The following is a 17,756-nucleotide window of genomic DNA, read 5'->3' as shown; positions in this document are numbered from 1 at the left end:
TACGCCTTGCGGCTGATACGCGCCTACGTAGGGTGGTCGGGCGAATACGACATTCCCAGCTCGTGCCGGCGAGATAAAGACCGACGCCAAGCAACCGGCTAACACAAATAACCGTGGCGCGCGCTTCACAGCCGTGGCTGATCCACTAACCCCGGAAAACCTTCGAGTAGTTGATCAACCCGTTTCTGCATGCCCTCGGCCACTCGGACATCGCCGCCCATGGCATTATCGGCGTTCAGCCAAAGCAGGTTGCCCGTTTCCAGATCAACCAGTCCGGCATATCCTCGATGGACTCCAGACTGTACGCCGACCCCGACAAGCCCTGCGGCCAGTACCTGGAACATCTTCCTCCCGAACGAGCCGAATTCATCCTTGACGTTGATGAACAGCGCGTACTTAGCGCCCGTCCGTTCGGCTAGGACCTTTCCGCTTGGCCCAAGCGTCCATTCGAACGGATGGTTCTTGCGCGTAGGGAGGCGGTTCCCTTTAAAAAACTGATACTCGACGACCGCCCCGGCAACGGATTCAAACAGAGCACCATAGTCTGCCAGCAAAGCAGCGTCGCGTGCCAACGCATCTGTCTCGCTGACGACTTCGACGCGGAAGCTCTTCTGTCGCCTGCCTAGTTCTTCGGCCAGCAGCACCCGGGATTGCGCCGTCCAGTCGGCGTTCGGTTCTGCCATGCCGCCGGTCGACTGCTCACCCACCCAGACCGCGGGCCTGACGATGAGAATTTTCTGCCCGGCTAGGCTCGATTGTGCAAAATCAGGCCGAACGGCGCTCTTTTCCTGTGCAAATGCAGGCGTGCCAAACAACAGCGCGACAAGCGCCGTCACAACAACCAGACGTCTCATAAGGCCCCATCCCCATTCTGGACGAATGGTGGATCAAACGCTTTACCTTATCAACGCAAATTGTCTCGATTTCAGCGGCACCGTGCCGAATCACCCCAGCTTCTTGCGCAACAGTTCGTTCACCACGCCCGGATTGGCCTTGCCCTGCATGGCCTTCATCGTCTGGCCGACGAAGAACCCGAACAGCGCTTCCTTGCCCGCCCGGAACTGCTCGACCTTGTCGGCATTCGCGGCAAGGATGCCGTCGATGGCGGCTTCGATTGCGCCTGTATCGGATGTCTGCTTCAAACCCTCGCGTTCGACGATCACGCCCGCGCCGTCTCCGGTTTCGAGCATCTTTTCGAGCACCTGCTTGGCGATCGAACCCGAGATCGTGCCATCCGCGATCAGCGCCAGCAGTTCGCCACCAGCAGCCGGCGTCACCGGCGACGTCTCAAGATTCTTGCCCAGCTTGTTCAGCGCGCCGAACAGTTCCGAAATCAGCCAGTTGGCGGCCTGCTTGGCAACTTCGGCCTCTGGCTTGTTCGCCTTCGTCGCAGTCTCGGCCAGCAGCACTTCGAACCAGCGCGCCGTCTCGACATCGGCCGTCAGCACCGCAGCGTTGTAGGCCGATAGGCCAAGCGCGGTCTCATAGCGCTGACGCTTGGCATCGGGCAGTTCGGGAAGGCTCGCGCGGCATTCCTCGATATAGGCATCGTCCAGCACCAGCGGCAGCAGGTCTGGATCGGGGAAGTAGCGATAATCGTGCGCGTCTTCCTTCGACCGCATCGAACGCGTTTCGTTGCGGTCGGGATCGTAGAGCCGCGTTTCCTGAACGACCTTGCCGCCGTCCTCGATCAGCGCGACCTGGCGCTTGGCCTCCTGCTCGACCACGGCCATCACGAAACGCACCGAATTGACGTTCTTGGTCTCGGTCCGCGTGCCGAGGTCTTCGCCCGGCTTGCGCACCGAGACGTTTACGTCGGCCCGCATCGAGCCCTGATCCATGTTACCGTCGCACGATCCGACATAGCGCAGGATCGTGCGCAGCTTCGAAAGGTACGCGCCCGCCTCTGCCGGTGAGCCCATGTCCGGACGGCTGACGATTTCCATCAGCGCCACGCCCGAGCGGTTGAGATCGACATAGGACATCGTCGGATGCTGATCGTGCATCAGCTTGCCCGCGTCCTGCTCCACATGGATGCGCTCGACCCCGATGGTCTTCACCGAATCCGGGTTCTTGTCGTCCAGCTGGATCTCGATCGCGCCCTCGCCCACGATTGGGTGGTAGAGCTGGCTGATCTGGTAGCCCTGCGGCAGATCGGCGTAGAAGTAGTTCTTCCGGTCGAAGCGCGACCACTTGTTGATCTGCGCATTGATCGCAAGGCCCGTGCGCACCGCCTGCCGGATGCACTCGCCATTGGGCACAGGCAACATTCCCGGCATCGCCGCATCGACGAGGCTGACCTGCGTGTTAGGCTCTGCCCCGAACGCGGTCGCCGCGCCCGAAAACAGCTTGGCGTTGGTGGTGATCTGCGCATGGACCTCAAGGCCGATCACGACCTCCCACTCGCCGGTGTCGCCCTGGATACGATATGTGCTCATGGTCTGCCCGATAAGGTGTGAGGTGGTGCTTGGAAAGAGGCGACTTGCGTAAATTGGTCAGTGGGCCGGAGTAACGGCGGGGCCGATCCGCGCAGCGCGATGGCGCGACCACGCGCGCGCCGGTCGCTCGACAAGCACGGCGGCGGGCCAGGCTGCCAGCAGGCAGATGCCGATCATCACGACGTTCGCGGCATTCGCCTGCCAGTCCGGCCCGACGAGCGCATCGGCCCCGCCGAGATGCGTGTCGGCGATGGTCAGGCCCAGGCTGTCCTGCGCCATCCCCAGCAGATCGAACATCCTCCCGATGACGAACACGTGGACCATGTAGAGCGCATAGGACAATTGACCGAGTTGCTGGAAGGGACGGGCAAGCAGAATTTGCGAAACACCGCCGCTGCCGACCGCAAAAATGCCAACCAGTGCCACCGCTGCCAGGTCGAAGGCCACGATGTCGCCACCGCCCCACAGAACCTGCGCAAACAGGGCAAGCGCGCCAAGTTCGGCTAACGTGGCCATGGCCCATGGCAACCTGACGTTCGTCACCCGATCACCGATCAGCCAATGCAGGGTCATTCCAAGACCAAATCCGGCAATCCCGCGCATCAGGTCATAAGCTGAACCAAGGTCGGCAGGCACCATCTCCAGAGCCACAAGTGCGCCGGTCGCCGCGCCAACGCCTGTCCATCCCGCATATCTTCCGCAAAAGCGCCATGCCAGAGCCGCAAGCCCGTAGAGCGCCATTTCGATGGAAACAGACCAGCTCGGCAGGTTCCATGGCATGCCGACGCTCGGCACGAAGCCGTTGAGCAGCAGCAGCGCGGCAGGCAGGTCCACCAGCCTCTGCCGCCCGGCCAGAATGCCGTCGGTTCGCAGATCCGGTCGCACAAGGCCCAGCACGATCATCGCAACAAGAAAAAGGCCCAGCATCGCGGCATGCAGCGGCCACACGCGTCCCCACCGCAACCAGAAGAAGCGGCGAAACGAGTACCCATCGCCGAGTTTGCGACCATAGGCCGACGCGATGACGAAACCCGAAATCACGAAGAACAGATCGACCAGCCGCCCGAAGTGATCGTCCCAAGCCGTGGCGGACAGGCCGGCCTGCGCAGGAATATGGTGGAACACCACACCGACAGCCGCGATACCTCGCCATGCATCCAGAACAGGAAAGCGATGGCCGAAGCCCGCGCCGATCCCGTCCTGATGGGTTCTTACCACCACTTCTCCGGTCGGGCCGTGAACCCCGCGCGCGCTTCGAGCGCAAGACCTGCGTTGAGCACGCCCTGTTCGTCGAACGCCTTGCCGATGACCTGCAGGCCGAGCGGCAAACCGCTGCGGTCGAGTCCTGCGGGGACCGACATCGCGGGCAGCCCGGCGAGGCTGGCGGGCACCGAGAACACGTCGTTCAGGTACATCTCCAGCGGATCGGCGCTCTTTTCACCCAGTGCGAAGGCCGATGACGGCGCGGTGGGCGCAAGGATCACGTCGACCTGTTCGAACGCGCGCGTGAAATCGCGGGCGATCAGCGCGCGGACCTTCTGTGCCTGCGTGTAGTAGGCGTCGTAGAAGCCTGCCGACAGGACGTACGTGCCGATCATGATGCGGCGCTTCACTTCCGGGCCGAAGCCAGCCGCGCGGGTGGCGGCGTACATGTCCTGCAGCCCTGCGCCATCGGGCAGGTCGCGCAGGCCATAGCGCACGCCGTCATAGCGCGCGAGGTTGGACGAGGCTTCGGCGGGCGCGATGATATAATACGCGGGCAGCGCATACTTGGTATGCGGCAGGCTGATCTCGACGATCTCGGCGCCCGCATCCTTCAGCCACGCGATGCCGTCGTCCCACGATTTCGCGACGTCCGGGTCCATCCCGTCGAGGCGGTATTCGCGCGGGATGCCGACCTTCTTGCCCTTCATGTCGCCCGAAAGGTTTGCGCTCCATGCCGGCACGGGCATGTCGAGGCTGGTCGAATCCTTGGGGTCGAACCCGGCCATCACTTCGAGCATGATCGCGCAATCGGTCACATCGCGCGCCATCGGGCCTGCCTGATCGAGCGACGAGGCGAACGCGACCACACCCCAGCGCGAACAGCGGCCGTATGTTGGCTTGATGCCCGCAATGCCGGTGAATGCGGCAGGCTGGCGGATCGAGCCGCCAGTGTCGGTGCCGGTCGCAGCGGGCGCAATGCGCGCGGCCACCGCCGTGGACGAGCCGCCCGACGATCCACCGGGAGCCAGCGGCGCGGTGTCGTTCGGCCTGCGCCACGGCGAAATCACATTGCCGAATGCGCTGGTCTCGTTCGACGAACCCATCGCGAACTGATCGAGGTTGAGCTTGCCGAGCATGCCCGCGCCCGCGTCCCACAGCTTGGCGGAAACGGTCGATTCGTACTGCGGCTTGAAACCTTCAAGGATCTTCGAGGCAGCGGTCGTCTGCACGCCGTGCGTGGCGAACAAGTCCTTCATGCCGATCGGGACGCCGGCCATCTTTCCCAGTGGCTTGCCCGCAGCGCGGTCGGCATCGACCTTGGCTGCAGCGTCCAGCGCCTTTTCCGGAGTCGTCACGATAAACGCGTTCAGCGCGCCCTGCGCCTCTGCCACGGCGGCGTTGAACGCAGTCGCCACTTCGGTCGCACTGAATTCACCATCCGCAACGCCCTTGCGGATGGCGGCAATGCCGAGATCGGTCAGGTCGGTCATGGTCTTTTCCTCGACCCGCTGCACGCGTGCTTCGACAAGCTCAGCATGAGCGGAAATTGTATGATCTTCATAGCCCGCTCATCCTGAGCCTGTCGAAGGATGCGCGCTAAACCCATCACTCGATCACCTTGGGCACGCCAAAGAAGCCATGTTCAGCCGCTGGCGCGTTGGCCAGCACCGCGTCGCGCATGTTGCCACCGGTCAGCGGATCGGCATTGACCACGTCTTCGCGCAGGCGCTGCGTGTTCGGAATGACTGCCGTCATCGGCTCGATTCCGGTCACGTCGACTTCGGACAGTTGCTCGACCCAGGCGAGGATGCCGTTCAATTCGGGCACCATCGCCGCGACCTCGGCATCGGTCATCTTGATGCGCGACAGCGAGGCGATCTTCGCCACGGTGGCGGTATCTACGGACATGTCAGAGACTTTCGCGGAGATAAAAGGAACGCCGCGCGCTACCAGAGCGCGCGGCGTGCTTCAAGCCAAGGCAGGACCCCTGGAGGCCCTGCCCGGCGATCAAGGTTGCGGTGCGCCCTGTGGCGGCATTGGCACAGGCATAGGCATCGGCTGCCCACCCGGAGCCGCGCCACCCGGCGCTCCACCGGCGCCGCCCTGCATCTGCTGCATCTGCTGCATCAGCGCGCGCTGCTGTTCCAGTTCGGCGGCGCTCTTGTAGTCGATCAGCTCAATCTCGAACACGAGGTCGCTGTTGGCCGGAATCACGACTTCGCCGGTCTGCGGGTTGCGCTTTTCCTCCGCGCCATAGCCCTTTTCGGCCGGGATGTTCAGGACGTACTTGCCGCCCTTCTGCATCTTGCCAAGGCCTTCGGAGAAGCCGGGAATAACGGTCTCGAGCGGCAGCACGGCGCGCTCACCGCGATCGAATTCCTTGCCGCTGGCAAGCCGCCCGACATAGTTGATCAGCGCCACGTCGGTCTTGGTCGGCGATGCGCCGGAACCTGCCGTCAGCGTTTCAACCACGACGCCCTTGTAGCGCGTGGCATAAGCAACGCCCGAACCGACGAGCAGGGCAAGAATGACGCCCAGCCAGATCTTGGTGATCGAGCCCTTGGCGACGGGCTGGAGCGGAACGCGGGTGATTTCCGACATGACTTCCCCCTGGAAACGCGACTCGAGCGAGGCGCGCCGGATTCGATAGAGTCCCGGACACGAAAAAGGGCGCCGGTGTGCGGCGCCCTCTTGGCCCAAGCGGGCTCAAACGGCAAGTGCCAGATGGGGCGTTTCCGCCCCGTCCGACCTTACTTCCCGCCGTCACGCTCCTGGCGCTTGCGCTCGAGCTTGCGGGCACGACGGACAGCGGCAGCCTTTTCACGGGCGCGCTTTTCCGACGGCTTTTCGAAGTGGCGGCGCAGCTTCATTTCGCGATAAACGCCTTCGCGCTGCAGCTTCTTCTTGAGCGCACGAAGGGCCTGGTCGACGTTGTTATCGCGAACGAGAATCTGCATAAACCGCTATACCTCAAGTCTTGGCGAGAGCCCGCTGTGCCTGCGGGATGCACCTTGATTCGTAGAAACACTAAACGGGCCGAATCCAACGGGATCGGCTCGGACCGGCGGGCCACTACCCAAATCGAGCGGTAAAGGCAAGCAAAGTCGTGCAATTCGCACACCGACGGTCTAAGGGCGCGGCATGAACCCACCTTCGACATTGCAGGCCTCTACGCTGGTCGCCCTCGGCGGCGCAAGCGGGGCGGTGCTGCGTTACCATAGCGGACGCCTGATCGGCACGATCGCCGGTCCCAATAACGTGTTCCCATGGGGCACCTTCTCGATCAACGTCGTCGGCAGCCTGCTGATGGGCGTTCTGGCCGGATGGCTCGCGCGCCATGACGCGAACGAGGCCTGGCGCCTGCTGATCGGCGTCGGCGTGCTCGGCGGCTTCACCACATTCTCGGCCTTCAGCCTCGAGTCGGCCCTGCTGATCGAACGCGGCCTGATCGGCCCCGCAGCGCTTTACGCCGCAGGATCGGTCGTCGCCGGGATCGTAGGCCTGTTCGCAGGCATCGCCATCGCGAGGGCCGTGGCATGAAGGCTCCCAAGAAGACGGGCGAAGATCACGTTCGCCAGTTCACCGTCCAGCATGACGATAACGACGTGCGTCTGGACCGCTGGTTCAAGCGGCACCTGCCCGACGTCGGCTTTGCCACGGTATCGCGCTGGGCACGCACCGGACAAATCCGCGTCGATGGCAAGCGCGCCGATGTCGATACCCGCCTGCTCAAGGGCCAGGTCCTGCGCGTACCGCCGGGTGGCGCACTTATCCCCGGCATAAAGGGCCAGCGCGTTCGCAAGCCGCTGACCGACGCGCAGATCGAACTCGCCGAATCGATGGTCCTCGAAAAGGACCGCGCCGCGATCATTCTCAACAAGCCTCCCGGGCTTGCCACGCAAGGCGGCACGGGCACGTTCGAGCACGTCGACGGGTTGCTCGATGCCTTCGTCGGCGAAACCGACGCCCGCCCGCGTCTGGTCCACCGTCTCGACAAGGACACCTCGGGCGTCCTGCTCGTCGCGCGTTCGGCCAATAGCGCCGCGTTCTTTTCAAAGCGCTTCTCGGGCCGCACCGCCCGCAAGATCTACTGGGCGCTGATCGTCGGCATTCCCGAGATCAAGGACGGCATGATCGAACTGCCCATCTCGAAGCAGCCGGGCACCGGCGGCGAAAAGATGATGGTCGATGAAAGCGGCGAGGGCCAGTCGGCCCGCACCCGCTATCGCGTGATCGGACGCGCGGGCAATTCGACTGCGTGGGTCGAACTGCAACCGCTGACCGGCCGCACCCACCAGTTGCGCGTACACATGGCAGCCATCGGCCATCCGATCGTGGGCGATGGCAAGTATGGCGGACAGGGCGCATTCCTCACCGGCAGCATCAGCCGCAAGATGCACCTTCACGCGCGCCGCCTGCGGATCGAACATCCCGAAGGCGATCTGATTGACGTCAGCGCCCCCCTGCCCGAACACTTCGCGGCCAGCATGGCGCAGTTGGGCTTCCACGAGGAAGACGGCGATCTGGCGATCGACCCGATCAAGCCGATCCCCGAAAAGACCATGCAGAAGCGCGCGGCCAAGGCGCATTCGAAGGAATACCGCAAGGAACGCCGTGGCGAACGGCGCAAGCGCGCCGATGGGACCTCGGTTGCAGCTGGCGGCGGCGGCCGCAAGCCCACAGGCAAGCGCGCAGCGGCAGGGGCGCTCCTTGCAAAGGGACCGGCAAAAGCGGACTCCCGCGGGGCGCCTAAGTCGGCGGGCAGAACGTCGGCCAAGCCCGACGGCAAGGCTCCAGCACGCAAGTCTGCAGCGCCTCGGGCTCCCGCTGGCACCGACAAGGCCCCGGCACGTTCGGCTGCTCCTCGGTCTGCAGCGCCCAAGTCGGCGCCGCGCTCGGCTGCGCCCCGCTCGACTGGACCCAAGTCCGGCCCCGCCCGGCCCAAGGCTCCACCCCGGGACAAACCACGGTAAACGGCGCGGATGCATCCCAACGCCGCCTTCCGTCTCGATGACCGCGATCTTCACGAAGCGTTGATCGCGCAAGTCGGGTTCGCGACGGTCTTTGCCACCACGCCCGATGGGCCCCGCGTGGCGCATGTGCCGCTGCTGTCGACGGGCGATGGCGCGGTGCAGTTCCATCTCGCGCGCGGCAACGCGCTTGCGCGGCACCTCGACGGCATGACCGCACTGGCAGTGGTCAATGGCCCGGACGGCTACGTCTCGCCGCGCTGGTACGCTGACAGCGCGCAGGTTCCGACATGGAACTACGTCGCGCTCGAACTCGAAGGACGCGTCCGGCGTCTCTATCAGGATGGGCTTCTGGCGCAACTCGAAGGCATCTCGACCATCAATGAAGCGCGCGTTATCGAAGGCATTCCCTGGACGATGGATAAGATGCCCCCCGACGCCTTGCGCAAGATGATGGCCGCAATCGTGGGGTTCGAAATGGAAATTCAGGCCTGGCGCCCGACCTTCAAGCTCTCGCAGAACAAGAGCGCTGACGAACGCGCGCGCGTTGCCACCGGGCTTGAAGCCGAAGGCTCCCCCGCCATCGCCGAACTCATGCGCAGGCTGGTCCCATGAAGCTGGCTATCTTCGATTGCGACGGCACGCTGGTCGATAGCCAAGCCGATATTTGTGCGGCGATGGACGCTGCGTTTTCCGTCGCAGGACTCGTCCCGCCCGAGCGCCACGCCACCCGCCGCGTCGTCGGCCTGTCGCTGCACGAAGCGATGCGCCAGCTGCATCCCGAGGGTGAGCACCAACTCCACGCCGACCTCACCCAGCTCTACAAGGACGCCTTCCGCGCGCGGCGGACCGCCGGAGCCGTAGCCGAACCGCTTTATGACGGCATTGCCGAACTGATCGAGGACTTGTCGAAGGACGGCTGGCAGCTCGCCGTCGCAACCGGCAAATCCGATCGCGGCCTCGCACATTGCCTTGCCACCCATGGGCTGACGAAGCACTTCGTCTCGCTCCAGACCGCCGACCGCCACCCGTCCAAGCCCGATCCTTCAATGATCGAACAGTGCATCGCCGATGCCGGGGCCGATCGCGCGCGCACCGCGATGATCGGCGATACCGTCTACGACATCGCCATGGCCTGCAACGCGGGCGTCACCGGCCTGGGCGTCGACTGGGGCTATCACGACGTGCCCGAACTGGTCGAAGCAGGCGCAACCGCCATCGCCACCAGCGTTCCCCACTTGCGCGAACTGCTGCGAGGCATCGAATGACCACGACACGCGATCCTGCCGCGGCCCGCTTTTTCATCCTGCAGATCGTGCGGCTCGGCGGAGCAGTGGCGGTTCTGCTCGGCGTGCTGGTGCAGGCCGGTCGCGCGCCCGCTTGGCTCAGCGCCCTGCCAACATGGACCGGCTACATCCTTGCGCTCGCCGGGATGATCGCGTTTTTCGCGCTCCCCAGGCTGCTCGCGCGCCGCTGGAAGTCCCCCACGCCATGAAGCGGTTCTACAAGGACGTGACGGTTGCCGAAGCTGACGGCGGCTATGGCATCCGGCTCGATGGCCGCCCGATCAAGACCGTCAGTAGTCGCCCACAACTGGTCCCCACCCGCGCGCTCGCCGAAGAGATGGCCGCAGAATGGGCGGAGCAAGGCGACGAAATCGCCCCCGCCCGCTTCCTGTTCCGCGACATGGCCGACTACGCGACCGACGTGGTCACGCCCGACCGCGCAGCCGCCGTCGCCAGTCTGCTCCCCTACGCCGCCACCGATACGCTGTGCTACCGCGCCGAGCCGGACGAGGCCTTTGCCGCCCGTCAGCGCATGATGTGGGAGCCGCTGCTCACCGCCGCCGAAACGCGCTATGGGATCAAGTTCGTGCGCATTGCGGGCGTGATCCACAAGCCCCAGCCCGATGCCACGATGGCGCGGCTCAAGGTCGAACTCGAACGACTCGATCCCTTTACGCTGGCCGCTCTGCGCAATACCGCAGGCCTCGCCGCCTCGTTGGTAATCGGCCTCGCAGCACTTGATCCCGCGGCAGATATCGACGCGCTATGGGACGCGGCCAACCTCGAGGAGGACTGGCAGGCTGAACTCTGGGGCAAGGACTGGGAAGCCGTCGAACTGCGCGCCCTACGCGCCAAAGCCTTCGCCGCCGCCGCAAGGTTTGCGAGCCTGGCGCAGAACGAACACTAATTCATCACTCAGATCGCAAGCGCACGCGCTGCACACCCTCCCGGCTGCGACTAACGTCGCCTGCGGCTCAGCAAGTCTCGCTCCCCTCCCTCAAGGGAGGGGCTGGGGGTGGGTTTACGACTTCAGCGCCGGCAGACTGGCGACTTACCCGACCCACTCCGCGACAGCCTGCGCAACCGAATTCGCGGCCTCGTTCAAAGCAGGCCCGACATACTGCGCCTCAGCCTCAGCCACCGGCACCATGCTCTCGAACCGCCGCGTATCGATCCGGCCGTCCGTGCCAGCCTTGACCGCGTCGAATCGCACCACCGCCATGCGCGTACGCGCGTCGTAGCCCATGTCGAGCAAACGCCCCGAAAGCTGCGTACCCGTTCCGCCGGGATTGGCCTCGATCACCAGCCGGTTGCCCTTGGCCCGGATCGTCTCGGCGAGCAGGCGCTGAAACAGCCGCGAGGGCCGTTCCACCCACAGCGTCTTCTTCAGGTAAGCCAGGTTCGAATCGTCGATCTGCACCGGCACTCGCGTCACCGCGATGCGCGCTTCGGCCGACGGCTCGAGCACCACAAGCGCGCTCGCTAGCGTCCCGCTGGCGCTTGTTCCCGCCGCCGGAGCGTTTGTCGGCCGCAAAGACAGCAGCGTGTCGGGCGTCTTGGGACCAAAACTCACGCAGCCCGCCAGAGCAGCGGTGAGCGAAAGCGAGATCAGGAATTTGGCGTTCATGTGTCTCGCCTCCTCAGTTCTTGTAGTCGGGCAGCTTGGGGCCACCCACCAGGCCACGCACGCCCTGGTCGTTGATGCGGTCGGTCACTTCACGCAGCGACCGGCTGGTCGCCTGCAGGTCGCGGATCATCGCCTCGGCAGCGGGCAGCGTGCGCTCGTTCAGCTGCTGTGCCGCTGGCCGCGCATCGCCCAGCGTCGCCTGCAGCGCATCGGCTGCACCCTGCGCCGATTTCAGCGTCTGGCGCATCTGCTTGGCCAGGCCATTGCCCTCGTCGTTGAGCATCGAGTCCGCCGAATTGGTCAGCTTCTCAAAGCTCGCCAGCGAGTAGTTCGCCTGCCGCAGCGTTGCCTGCAATTCGGCCATCGTGCGCTTCACATCGGGCGAGGCATCGGCCAGATTCCCGCTCAGCTTGTCGGTATTGGCCAGGATGTTCTCGATCGACTTCTGGTTCTTGTCCGACAGCACCATCGTCAGGCGCTCGGTCAGCGTCGCCAGTCGTTCGAGCAACAGCGGCGCGTTGGACAGGATTTCGCCGAGGCCAGACCGTTTGGTCGGGATCACCGGTACGCCCTCCGGGCAGGCCGCACGCTTGTTTTGACTGGGGCACTCGATCGCCGGAGCACCCTTGACCGCACCCGAAAGCTGGATCGTAGATACGCCGGTGAAACTGCCCTGCAGGCTGGCCGTGGTCCCCTGCAGGATCGGCAGCTTGTCATCGACCGCGATGCGCACCCGGACGAATTCGGGATCGCGCTCCCACAGTTCGATTGCCTTGACCTGCCCCGAAGGTACGCCTGAAAACGCGACTTCTGAACCCTTCGCCAAGCCATCGACCGACTGCTTGAAGAAGATGTCGTATTCGTTGAGCTTGCCCTGATTGAGGCGCGCGATCCAGATGGTCAGGAACGCCGTGCCCAACAGCAGCGCCAGAGTGACCAGACCCACCCAGATGTGGTTTGCCCGCGTTTCCATGGCCTGTCCTTATTCCTCGCCCTGCAAGAGCGCATCTGATTTGCGCGTATCGCGCACGCCATCATGCCGTGCCTGCGCGTCTTGCGCTGCCCGGCCACGCGGCCCGTTGAAGTATTCCTGGATCCACGGATGGTCGGTCGCCAGCAGTTCCGGGATCGTCCCCACCGCGATGACCTTCTTGTCGGCAATCACCGCCACCCGGTCGCAGATCTCGTACAGCGTATCCAGATCGTGCGTGATCAGGAACACGGTCAGCCCCAGCGTCTGTTGCAATTGCAGGATCAGTTGGTCGAACGCCGCCGCGCCAATCGGGTCGAGGCCCGCCGTCGGTTCGTCCAGAAACAGCAGCTCGGGATCGAGCGACAGCGCCCGCGCCAAACCGGCGCGCTTTTTCATTCCGCCCGAAAGCTCGGATGGATATTTGCTCGTCGCGTCCGCCGGCAGGCCTGAAAGCAGCACCTTGTAGCGCGCGATTTCGTGGCGCAGGTCATCCTCGATTTCCGGATAGAACTCGCGCAGCGGCACTTCGACATTCTCGGCCACGGTCAGCGTCGAGAACAGCGCCCCGCCCTGGAACAGCACGCCCCAGCGGCTGCGGATGTCGATATCGGCATCGTCGCGCGCGTCGGTGATCGACTGCCCGAGCACTTCGACCTCGCCCGACTCGGGGATCTGCAATCCGATGATCGTGCGCATCAGCACCGACTTGCCGGTGCCCGACCCACCGACCACACCGATGATCTCGCCCTTGTTGACCTCAAGGTCCAGCCCGTCGTGAATCACATGATCGCCGAACACGTTGCGCAAAGCCCGCACGCGGATCGGATGTTCGCCGTCATAAGGCTCAGGCAGATCGGGCAGCTCTTGCGCGATCACTGGGGTTTCGACCTCGGTCATCAACCCCACCCGATGTTGGTAAAGAACACTGCGAAAAACGCGTCAAGCACGATCACGGTGAAGATCGCCATGACCACCGCAGCGGTCGTGCGTGCGCCGACTTCCTCGGCATTGTTCTTCACCTGCATGCCCTGATAACATCCCGCCAGCGCGACGATCAGCCCGAACACCGGGGCCTTGGTAATGCCCACCCATACGTCGTGCAGCGGCACGACTTCCTGTACGCGCGACAGGAACGTGAAGAACGGGATGCCCAGCGTAAGCGTCGACAGGAACGCGCCACCGACGATACCCAGAAACGCCGAGTAGAACCCCAACAGCGGCATCATGATCATCGTGGCCAGGATGCGCGGCACCACCAGCGCTTCCATCGGCGAGACGCCGATGGTGCGCATCGCGTCGACCTCTTCGGTCAGCTTCATCGTGCCGATCTGCGCCGCGAAGGCCGAGCCCGACCGGCCCGCGACCATGATCGCGGTCATCAGCACGCCCAGTTCGCGCAGCGTCAACCGCCCGACGAGGTTGACCGTATAGATCTCCGCCCCGAACTGGCGCAGCTGCACCGCGCCCTGCTGTGCGATGACGATCCCGACCAGAAAACTCATCAACCCGATGATCGCCAGCGAGTTGACCCCGACCAACTCCATCTGGTGAATCAGCGCTTTCGGGCGGAAGCGCCCCGGATGGCGGAACAGCGAACCCGCCGACAGGATCACCTGCCCGAGGAACCCGACGACCTGCAGGAAGCCACGCCCGAGGTTTAGCATGACCGTGCCGATATGTTCGGGCACGCGCTGCAGCAGCGGCAGGCGGGGGGCGCGGATCGAATGGGCGTTGGAGTCGGCCTTGCTGATCGCATCGATCAACTTCTGCGGCTCATCCTTGCAGCCGATGATCTTCGCACCGGTATCGCGCGACAGCCGCCACACGGTCCACGCGCCGACCGTATCCATCATGGTTACGTCACTGACGTTGATTTCGCCGATCGATCCGTCGATCTTGCGCAAATCCTTGTCGGCCAGCCCCAGCGAGGACACGGTCATCGGCCCGCTGAACACGAGTGTCGCCCCTTGGTCGTCCGACCCGGGATTAAGCTGAAAACTGGTTAGTGCCCGCATCTTGTCCGCTTCATGCGGGAATTCTGGCAAGGCGACAAGTGCAACACATGCGCCATAACGCGGGAACGCAGCTTCCGGTTCCTCTTGCGTTCATGCCTGCGCCCTTGCAGCGAACTTCCGGCAATGGCAAGGCGCGGCCCCATGAGCGAACAAAATCCCGCAGAACTGGCCAAGACATTCGAACCCGCAGGCCTTGAGGCCAAGTGGTATGCCCATTGGGAGGCAAACGGCCTGTTCCGGCCCGAGCGCCCCGACGCAGCGCCCTTCACCATCGTGAATCCCCCGCCCAACGTGACCGGGTCCTTGCACATCGGCCACGCGCTCGACAACACGCTGCAGGACGTCATGGTCCGCTATGAACGCCTGCGCGGCAAGGACGCGCTGTGGGTGGTCGGCACCGACCACGCCGGCATCGCCACGCAGATGGTGGTCGAACGCCAGATGGAGGCGAAACAGGACAAGCGCACCAACTACACCCGCGAACAGTTCATCGAGAAGGTGTGGGAGTGGAAGCACGAGAGCGGCGGCACGATCACCGGCCAGCTCCGTCGTCTGGGCTGTTCGATGGACTGGAGCCGCGAGCAGTTCACCATGGACCCGCACTTCACCAAGGCCGTGGTTAAGGTCTTCGTCGACCTGCACCAGAAGGGCCTGATCTACCGCGACAAGCGACTGGTGAACTGGGACCCCAAGCTCAAGACCGCGATCTCCGACCTCGAGGTTGAAACCCGCGAGACGCAGGGCGGCTTCTGGCACTTCAAATACCCGCTGGCTGACGGCGTGACCCGCGACGACGGCCTCGATTACATCGAGGTCGCCACCACGCGCCCCGAAACGATGCTCGCCGACATGGCCGTGGCGGTTCACCCTGACGACGCGCGCTACAAATCCGTCATCGGCAAGGACATCCTCCAGCCCCTGACCGGCCGCCGCTTCCGCATCGTCGCAGACGAACACGCCGACCCCGAACTGGGCTCAGGCGCGGTCAAGATCACCCCCGGCCACGATTTCAACGACTTCGAAGTCGGCAAGCGCGCCGCGATCAAGGCGTCCGACATGCTCAACATGTTCGACGCCGAAGCCAAGGTCGTCCAGACTTCCGACGGTCTGGTGCCGGACGAGTTCATCGGCATGGACCGCTTCGACGCGCGCAAGCTGGTCGTCGAGCGCATTAAGGAAGCTGGCTTCCTGATCCCGCACATCACGAAGGACAAGGAAGGCAACGAGGTTTCCGCCGACTTCGAACCCCGCACGATCCAGACGCCGTACGGGGATCGCGGCGGCGTGGTCATCGAACCATGGCTGACCGACCAGTGGTACGTCGATGCGGAAAAGCTGGCCGTCGCACCAATCGAGGCGGTACGCTCGGGCGCGGTCGAGATCGTACCCAAGACCTGGGAAAAGACCTTCTTCAACTGGATGGAAAACATCCAGCCGTGGTGTGTCTCGCGTCAGTTGTGGTGGGGTCACCGGATTCCGGCTTGGTATGGGCCGGAGCTAGGGAAAGATGGCACGCCGCACGACCCAATCCATGTCAAAGCTGCCAAACACATTCCAGGAAAACCAATTCAAGTTTTGGGTGTTGGCCGAAAGAAAAATAAGATTTTCGTTGCCGAATCTGAGGATGAAGCTCTGGCACTGGCGAGAGAATATTATCCTGAAGGAACAGACATTGCTTTTGATTATGTCACTCCCACTGGGCCAAACGCCGCAATTCTAACCCGCGACAACGACGTCCTCGACACATGGTTCTCCTCAGCCCTGTGGCCCTTCGCCACGCTAGGCTGGCCCGAGGGCGCAGCAAATCCCCCCTCCTCTTCAGAGGAGGGGTCAGGGGGTGGTGGCGCTGCCGCAGGCGGCGCGAACCAGGCACTGAGCGCGGGGGATCACCACCCCCCGGCCCCCTCCTCTGAAGAGGAGGGGGAGCAGAAGCCCCGCCCCAACCTCCTCGCCAAACACTACCCCAACGACCTGCTCGTCTCGGGCTTCGACATCCTGTTCTTCTGGGATGCCCGCATGATGATGATGGGTCAGGCGATGACCGGGCAGAACCCGTGGAAGAAGCTCTATCTCCACGGCCTCGTGCGCGCGGCTGATGGCGCCAAGATGTCCAAGTCCAAGGGCAACGTCGTCGATCCGCTGCTGCTGATCGACAAGTACGGCGCTGACGCGCTGCGCTTTTTCATGTGCGCGATGGAGAGCCAGGGCCGCGACGTGAAGATGGATGAAAAGCGCGTCGAGGGTTACCGCAACTTCGCCACGAAGCTGTGGAACGCCGCGCGTTTCTGCCAGAGCAACGGCATCACCGGCAGCACCTCGGTCACCGCACCCGCAGCCACCAGCGCGGTCAACAAGTGGATCATCGGCGAAGTCGTCGAAACCGTCGCCGCGCTCGATCGGGCCATGGCCGACCTGCGCTTCGATGCCGCAGCCAACACCGTCTACCACTTCGTCTGGGACCAGTTCTGCGACTGGTACATCGAACTGGTCAAAGGCAATTTCGACGCGGAAACCAAGGCCGTCGCCGGTTGGGTGCTCGACCAGATCCTCGTCATGCTCCACCCGTTCATGCCGTTCGTGACCGAAGAACTGTGGCACGCGCTCGGCACCCGCGACGGCGAGTTGATCGTGGCCGCATGGCCCGCTCCGCAGGCTGAAATCGATCCCGCCGCCAAGCGCGAAGTCGAATGGCTGATCGCGCTCGTCTCGGCCCTGCGCACCGCCAAGAACGAACTCGGCATCGCCCCCGGCGCGCGTCTGGAAGCTTACCTGCCGGAGCCATCGGCGCAGACCCGCGCGATCATCGAGGCCAACCCCGCCGTGATCGAACGCCTCGCCCGCCTCACCGCAATCCGTTTCGAAGCCGCTCCTGCAGGCGCGGCGATGCAGATCGGCGCGGGCGATGCCAACCTGATCGTGCCGCTGGAAGGCGTGATCGACATCGCCTCCGAAAAGGCGCGCCTCGAAAAGGCGCTGGCGGTGTCGCTCAAGGAAGCCAAATCGCTCGAAGGCCGCCTCTCGAACGCCTCGTTCGTCGAAAAGGCCAAACCCGAAGCCGTCGAAAAAGCCCGCGCCGACCACGCCATGCACGCCGCCGAAGCCGAACGGCTGGCGGCAGCGCTGAAGCGGCTGGGGTGATCCAGACAGGCTTTCTTCCTCCCCTCCTCTTCAGAGGAGGGGATCGAGGGGTGGTGTTGACCCGTCAGGGTCATCGCCCAACGCCACCACCCCCAACCCCCTC

General features: G+C 64.1%; 18 protein-coding genes. 7 read left to right on the top strand and 11 right to left on the bottom strand.

Annotation, left to right across the window (positions count from 1 at the left end; genetic code table 11):
* Positions 1-125: 125 nt before the first annotated feature.
* The 7 genes from GGQ88_RS14665 to rpsU form a co-directional block, all read right to left on the bottom strand.
* Complete coding sequence (locus GGQ88_RS14665) at positions 126-854, bottom strand: hypothetical protein (protein ID WP_183614191.1); 729 nt, start codon at positions 852-854, stop codon at positions 126-128.
* 90 nt (positions 855-944) lie between these two features.
* Positions 945-2,438 carry an Asp-tRNA(Asn)/Glu-tRNA(Gln) amidotransferase subunit GatB gene (gene gatB / locus GGQ88_RS14660; RefSeq protein ID WP_183614190.1) on the bottom strand — a complete coding sequence of 498 codons (1,494 nt, stop codon included), beginning with the start codon at positions 2,436-2,438 and terminating at the stop codon, positions 945-947.
* A 57-nt stretch (positions 2,439-2,495) separates the two neighbouring features.
* A complete protein-coding gene (locus tag GGQ88_RS14655; protein ID WP_183614189.1) occupies positions 2,496-3,656 on the bottom strand; it encodes an acyltransferase family protein in 1,161 nt (386 codons plus the stop codon).
* Positions 3,650-5,134 (bottom strand): Asp-tRNA(Asn)/Glu-tRNA(Gln) amidotransferase subunit GatA, encoded by a 1,485-nt coding sequence (gene gatA, locus GGQ88_RS14650; RefSeq protein ID WP_183614188.1) that lies wholly within the window; start codon positions 5,132-5,134, stop codon positions 3,650-3,652. The genes GGQ88_RS14655 and gatA overlap by 7 nt, the downstream gene beginning before the upstream one ends.
* Positions 5,135-5,249: 115 nt before the next feature.
* Positions 5,250-5,552 (bottom strand): Asp-tRNA(Asn)/Glu-tRNA(Gln) amidotransferase subunit GatC, encoded by a 303-nt coding sequence (gatC, locus tag GGQ88_RS14645; RefSeq protein WP_183614187.1) that lies wholly within the window; start codon positions 5,550-5,552, stop codon positions 5,250-5,252.
* Positions 5,553-5,651: 99 nt separating this feature from the next.
* Positions 5,652-6,245, bottom strand: a complete 594-nt coding sequence (locus tag GGQ88_RS14640) for an FKBP-type peptidyl-prolyl cis-trans isomerase (protein ID WP_183614186.1) — start codon at positions 6,243-6,245, stop codon at positions 5,652-5,654.
* 149 nt (positions 6,246-6,394) lie between these two features.
* Positions 6,395-6,601, bottom strand: coding sequence for a 30S ribosomal protein S21 (gene rpsU / locus GGQ88_RS14635; RefSeq protein WP_144902223.1), 207 nt, complete (start codon positions 6,599-6,601; stop codon positions 6,395-6,397).
* Positions 6,602-6,785: 184 nt separating this feature from the next.
* On the opposite strand from rpsU, the gene crcB reads away from it, so the two are divergent.
* The 6 genes from crcB to GGQ88_RS14605 are packed head-to-tail and all read left to right on the top strand — an operon-like array spanning position 6,786 to position 10,807.
* Entirely contained in the window at positions 6,786-7,184 is a 399-nt protein-coding gene (crcB, locus tag GGQ88_RS14630; protein ID WP_183614185.1) for a fluoride efflux transporter CrcB, read from the top strand.
* The gene (locus tag GGQ88_RS14625) at positions 7,181-8,617 is read left to right on the top strand and encodes an RluA family pseudouridine synthase (protein ID WP_183614184.1); all 1,437 of its coding nucleotides are present in this window, start codon (positions 7,181-7,183) and stop codon (positions 8,615-8,617) included. The genes crcB and GGQ88_RS14625 overlap by 4 nt, the downstream gene beginning before the upstream one ends.
* Before the next feature lie 9 nt (positions 8,618-8,626).
* On the top strand, positions 8,627-9,229 hold the full coding sequence (locus GGQ88_RS14620; protein WP_183614183.1) for an FMN-binding negative transcriptional regulator: 603 nt from the start codon (positions 8,627-8,629) through the stop codon (positions 9,227-9,229).
* Complete coding sequence (locus tag GGQ88_RS14615; RefSeq protein WP_183614182.1) at positions 9,226-9,882, top strand: HAD-IA family hydrolase; 657 nt, start codon at positions 9,226-9,228, stop codon at positions 9,880-9,882. The genes GGQ88_RS14620 and GGQ88_RS14615 overlap by 4 nt, the downstream gene beginning before the upstream one ends.
* A complete protein-coding gene (locus GGQ88_RS14610) occupies positions 9,879-10,109 on the top strand; it encodes a hypothetical protein (protein ID WP_183614181.1) in 231 nt (76 codons plus the stop codon). Before GGQ88_RS14615 ends, GGQ88_RS14610 begins: the two co-directional genes overlap by 4 nt.
* The gene (locus tag GGQ88_RS14605; protein ID WP_183614180.1) at positions 10,106-10,807 is read left to right on the top strand and encodes an ATP12 family chaperone protein; all 702 of its coding nucleotides are present in this window, start codon (positions 10,106-10,108) and stop codon (positions 10,805-10,807) included. The genes GGQ88_RS14610 and GGQ88_RS14605 overlap by 4 nt, the downstream gene beginning before the upstream one ends.
* Positions 10,808-10,951: 144 nt before the next feature.
* On the opposite strand, the gene GGQ88_RS14600 is transcribed toward GGQ88_RS14605, so the two are convergent.
* The 4 genes from GGQ88_RS14600 to GGQ88_RS14585 are packed head-to-tail and all read right to left on the bottom strand — an operon-like array spanning position 10,952 to position 14,515.
* Complete coding sequence (locus tag GGQ88_RS14600) at positions 10,952-11,527, bottom strand: ABC-type transport auxiliary lipoprotein family protein (RefSeq protein WP_183614179.1); 576 nt, start codon at positions 11,525-11,527, stop codon at positions 10,952-10,954.
* Positions 11,528-11,540: 13 nt separating this feature from the next.
* A complete protein-coding gene (locus tag GGQ88_RS14595; protein WP_183614178.1) occupies positions 11,541-12,500 on the bottom strand; it encodes an MlaD family protein in 960 nt (319 codons plus the stop codon).
* Positions 12,501-12,509: 9 nt separating this feature from the next.
* Positions 12,510-13,397 carry an ABC transporter ATP-binding protein gene (locus GGQ88_RS14590; RefSeq protein ID WP_183614177.1) on the bottom strand — a complete coding sequence of 296 codons (888 nt, stop codon included), beginning with the start codon at positions 13,395-13,397 and terminating at the stop codon, positions 12,510-12,512.
* A complete protein-coding gene (locus tag GGQ88_RS14585; RefSeq protein ID WP_183614176.1) occupies positions 13,397-14,515 on the bottom strand; it encodes an MlaE family ABC transporter permease in 1,119 nt (372 codons plus the stop codon). Before GGQ88_RS14585 ends, GGQ88_RS14590 begins: the two co-directional genes overlap by 1 nt.
* Positions 14,516-14,656: 141 nt before the next feature.
* On the opposite strand from GGQ88_RS14585, the gene GGQ88_RS21335 reads away from it, so the two are divergent.
* Entirely contained in the window at positions 14,657-17,653 is a 2,997-nt protein-coding gene (locus GGQ88_RS21335; RefSeq protein WP_246386043.1) for a valine--tRNA ligase, read from the top strand.
* The last annotated feature ends 103 nt before the right edge of the window (positions 17,654-17,756 follow it).

The sequence above is a fragment of the Novosphingobium hassiacum genome (genome assembly GCF_014196055.1).
GTDB lineage: Bacteria > Pseudomonadota > Alphaproteobacteria > Sphingomonadales > Sphingomonadaceae > Novosphingobium > Novosphingobium hassiacum.
The sequence above is the reverse complement of the archived record's forward strand: the minus strand, read 5'-3'. Positions and strand labels throughout refer to the sequence as shown.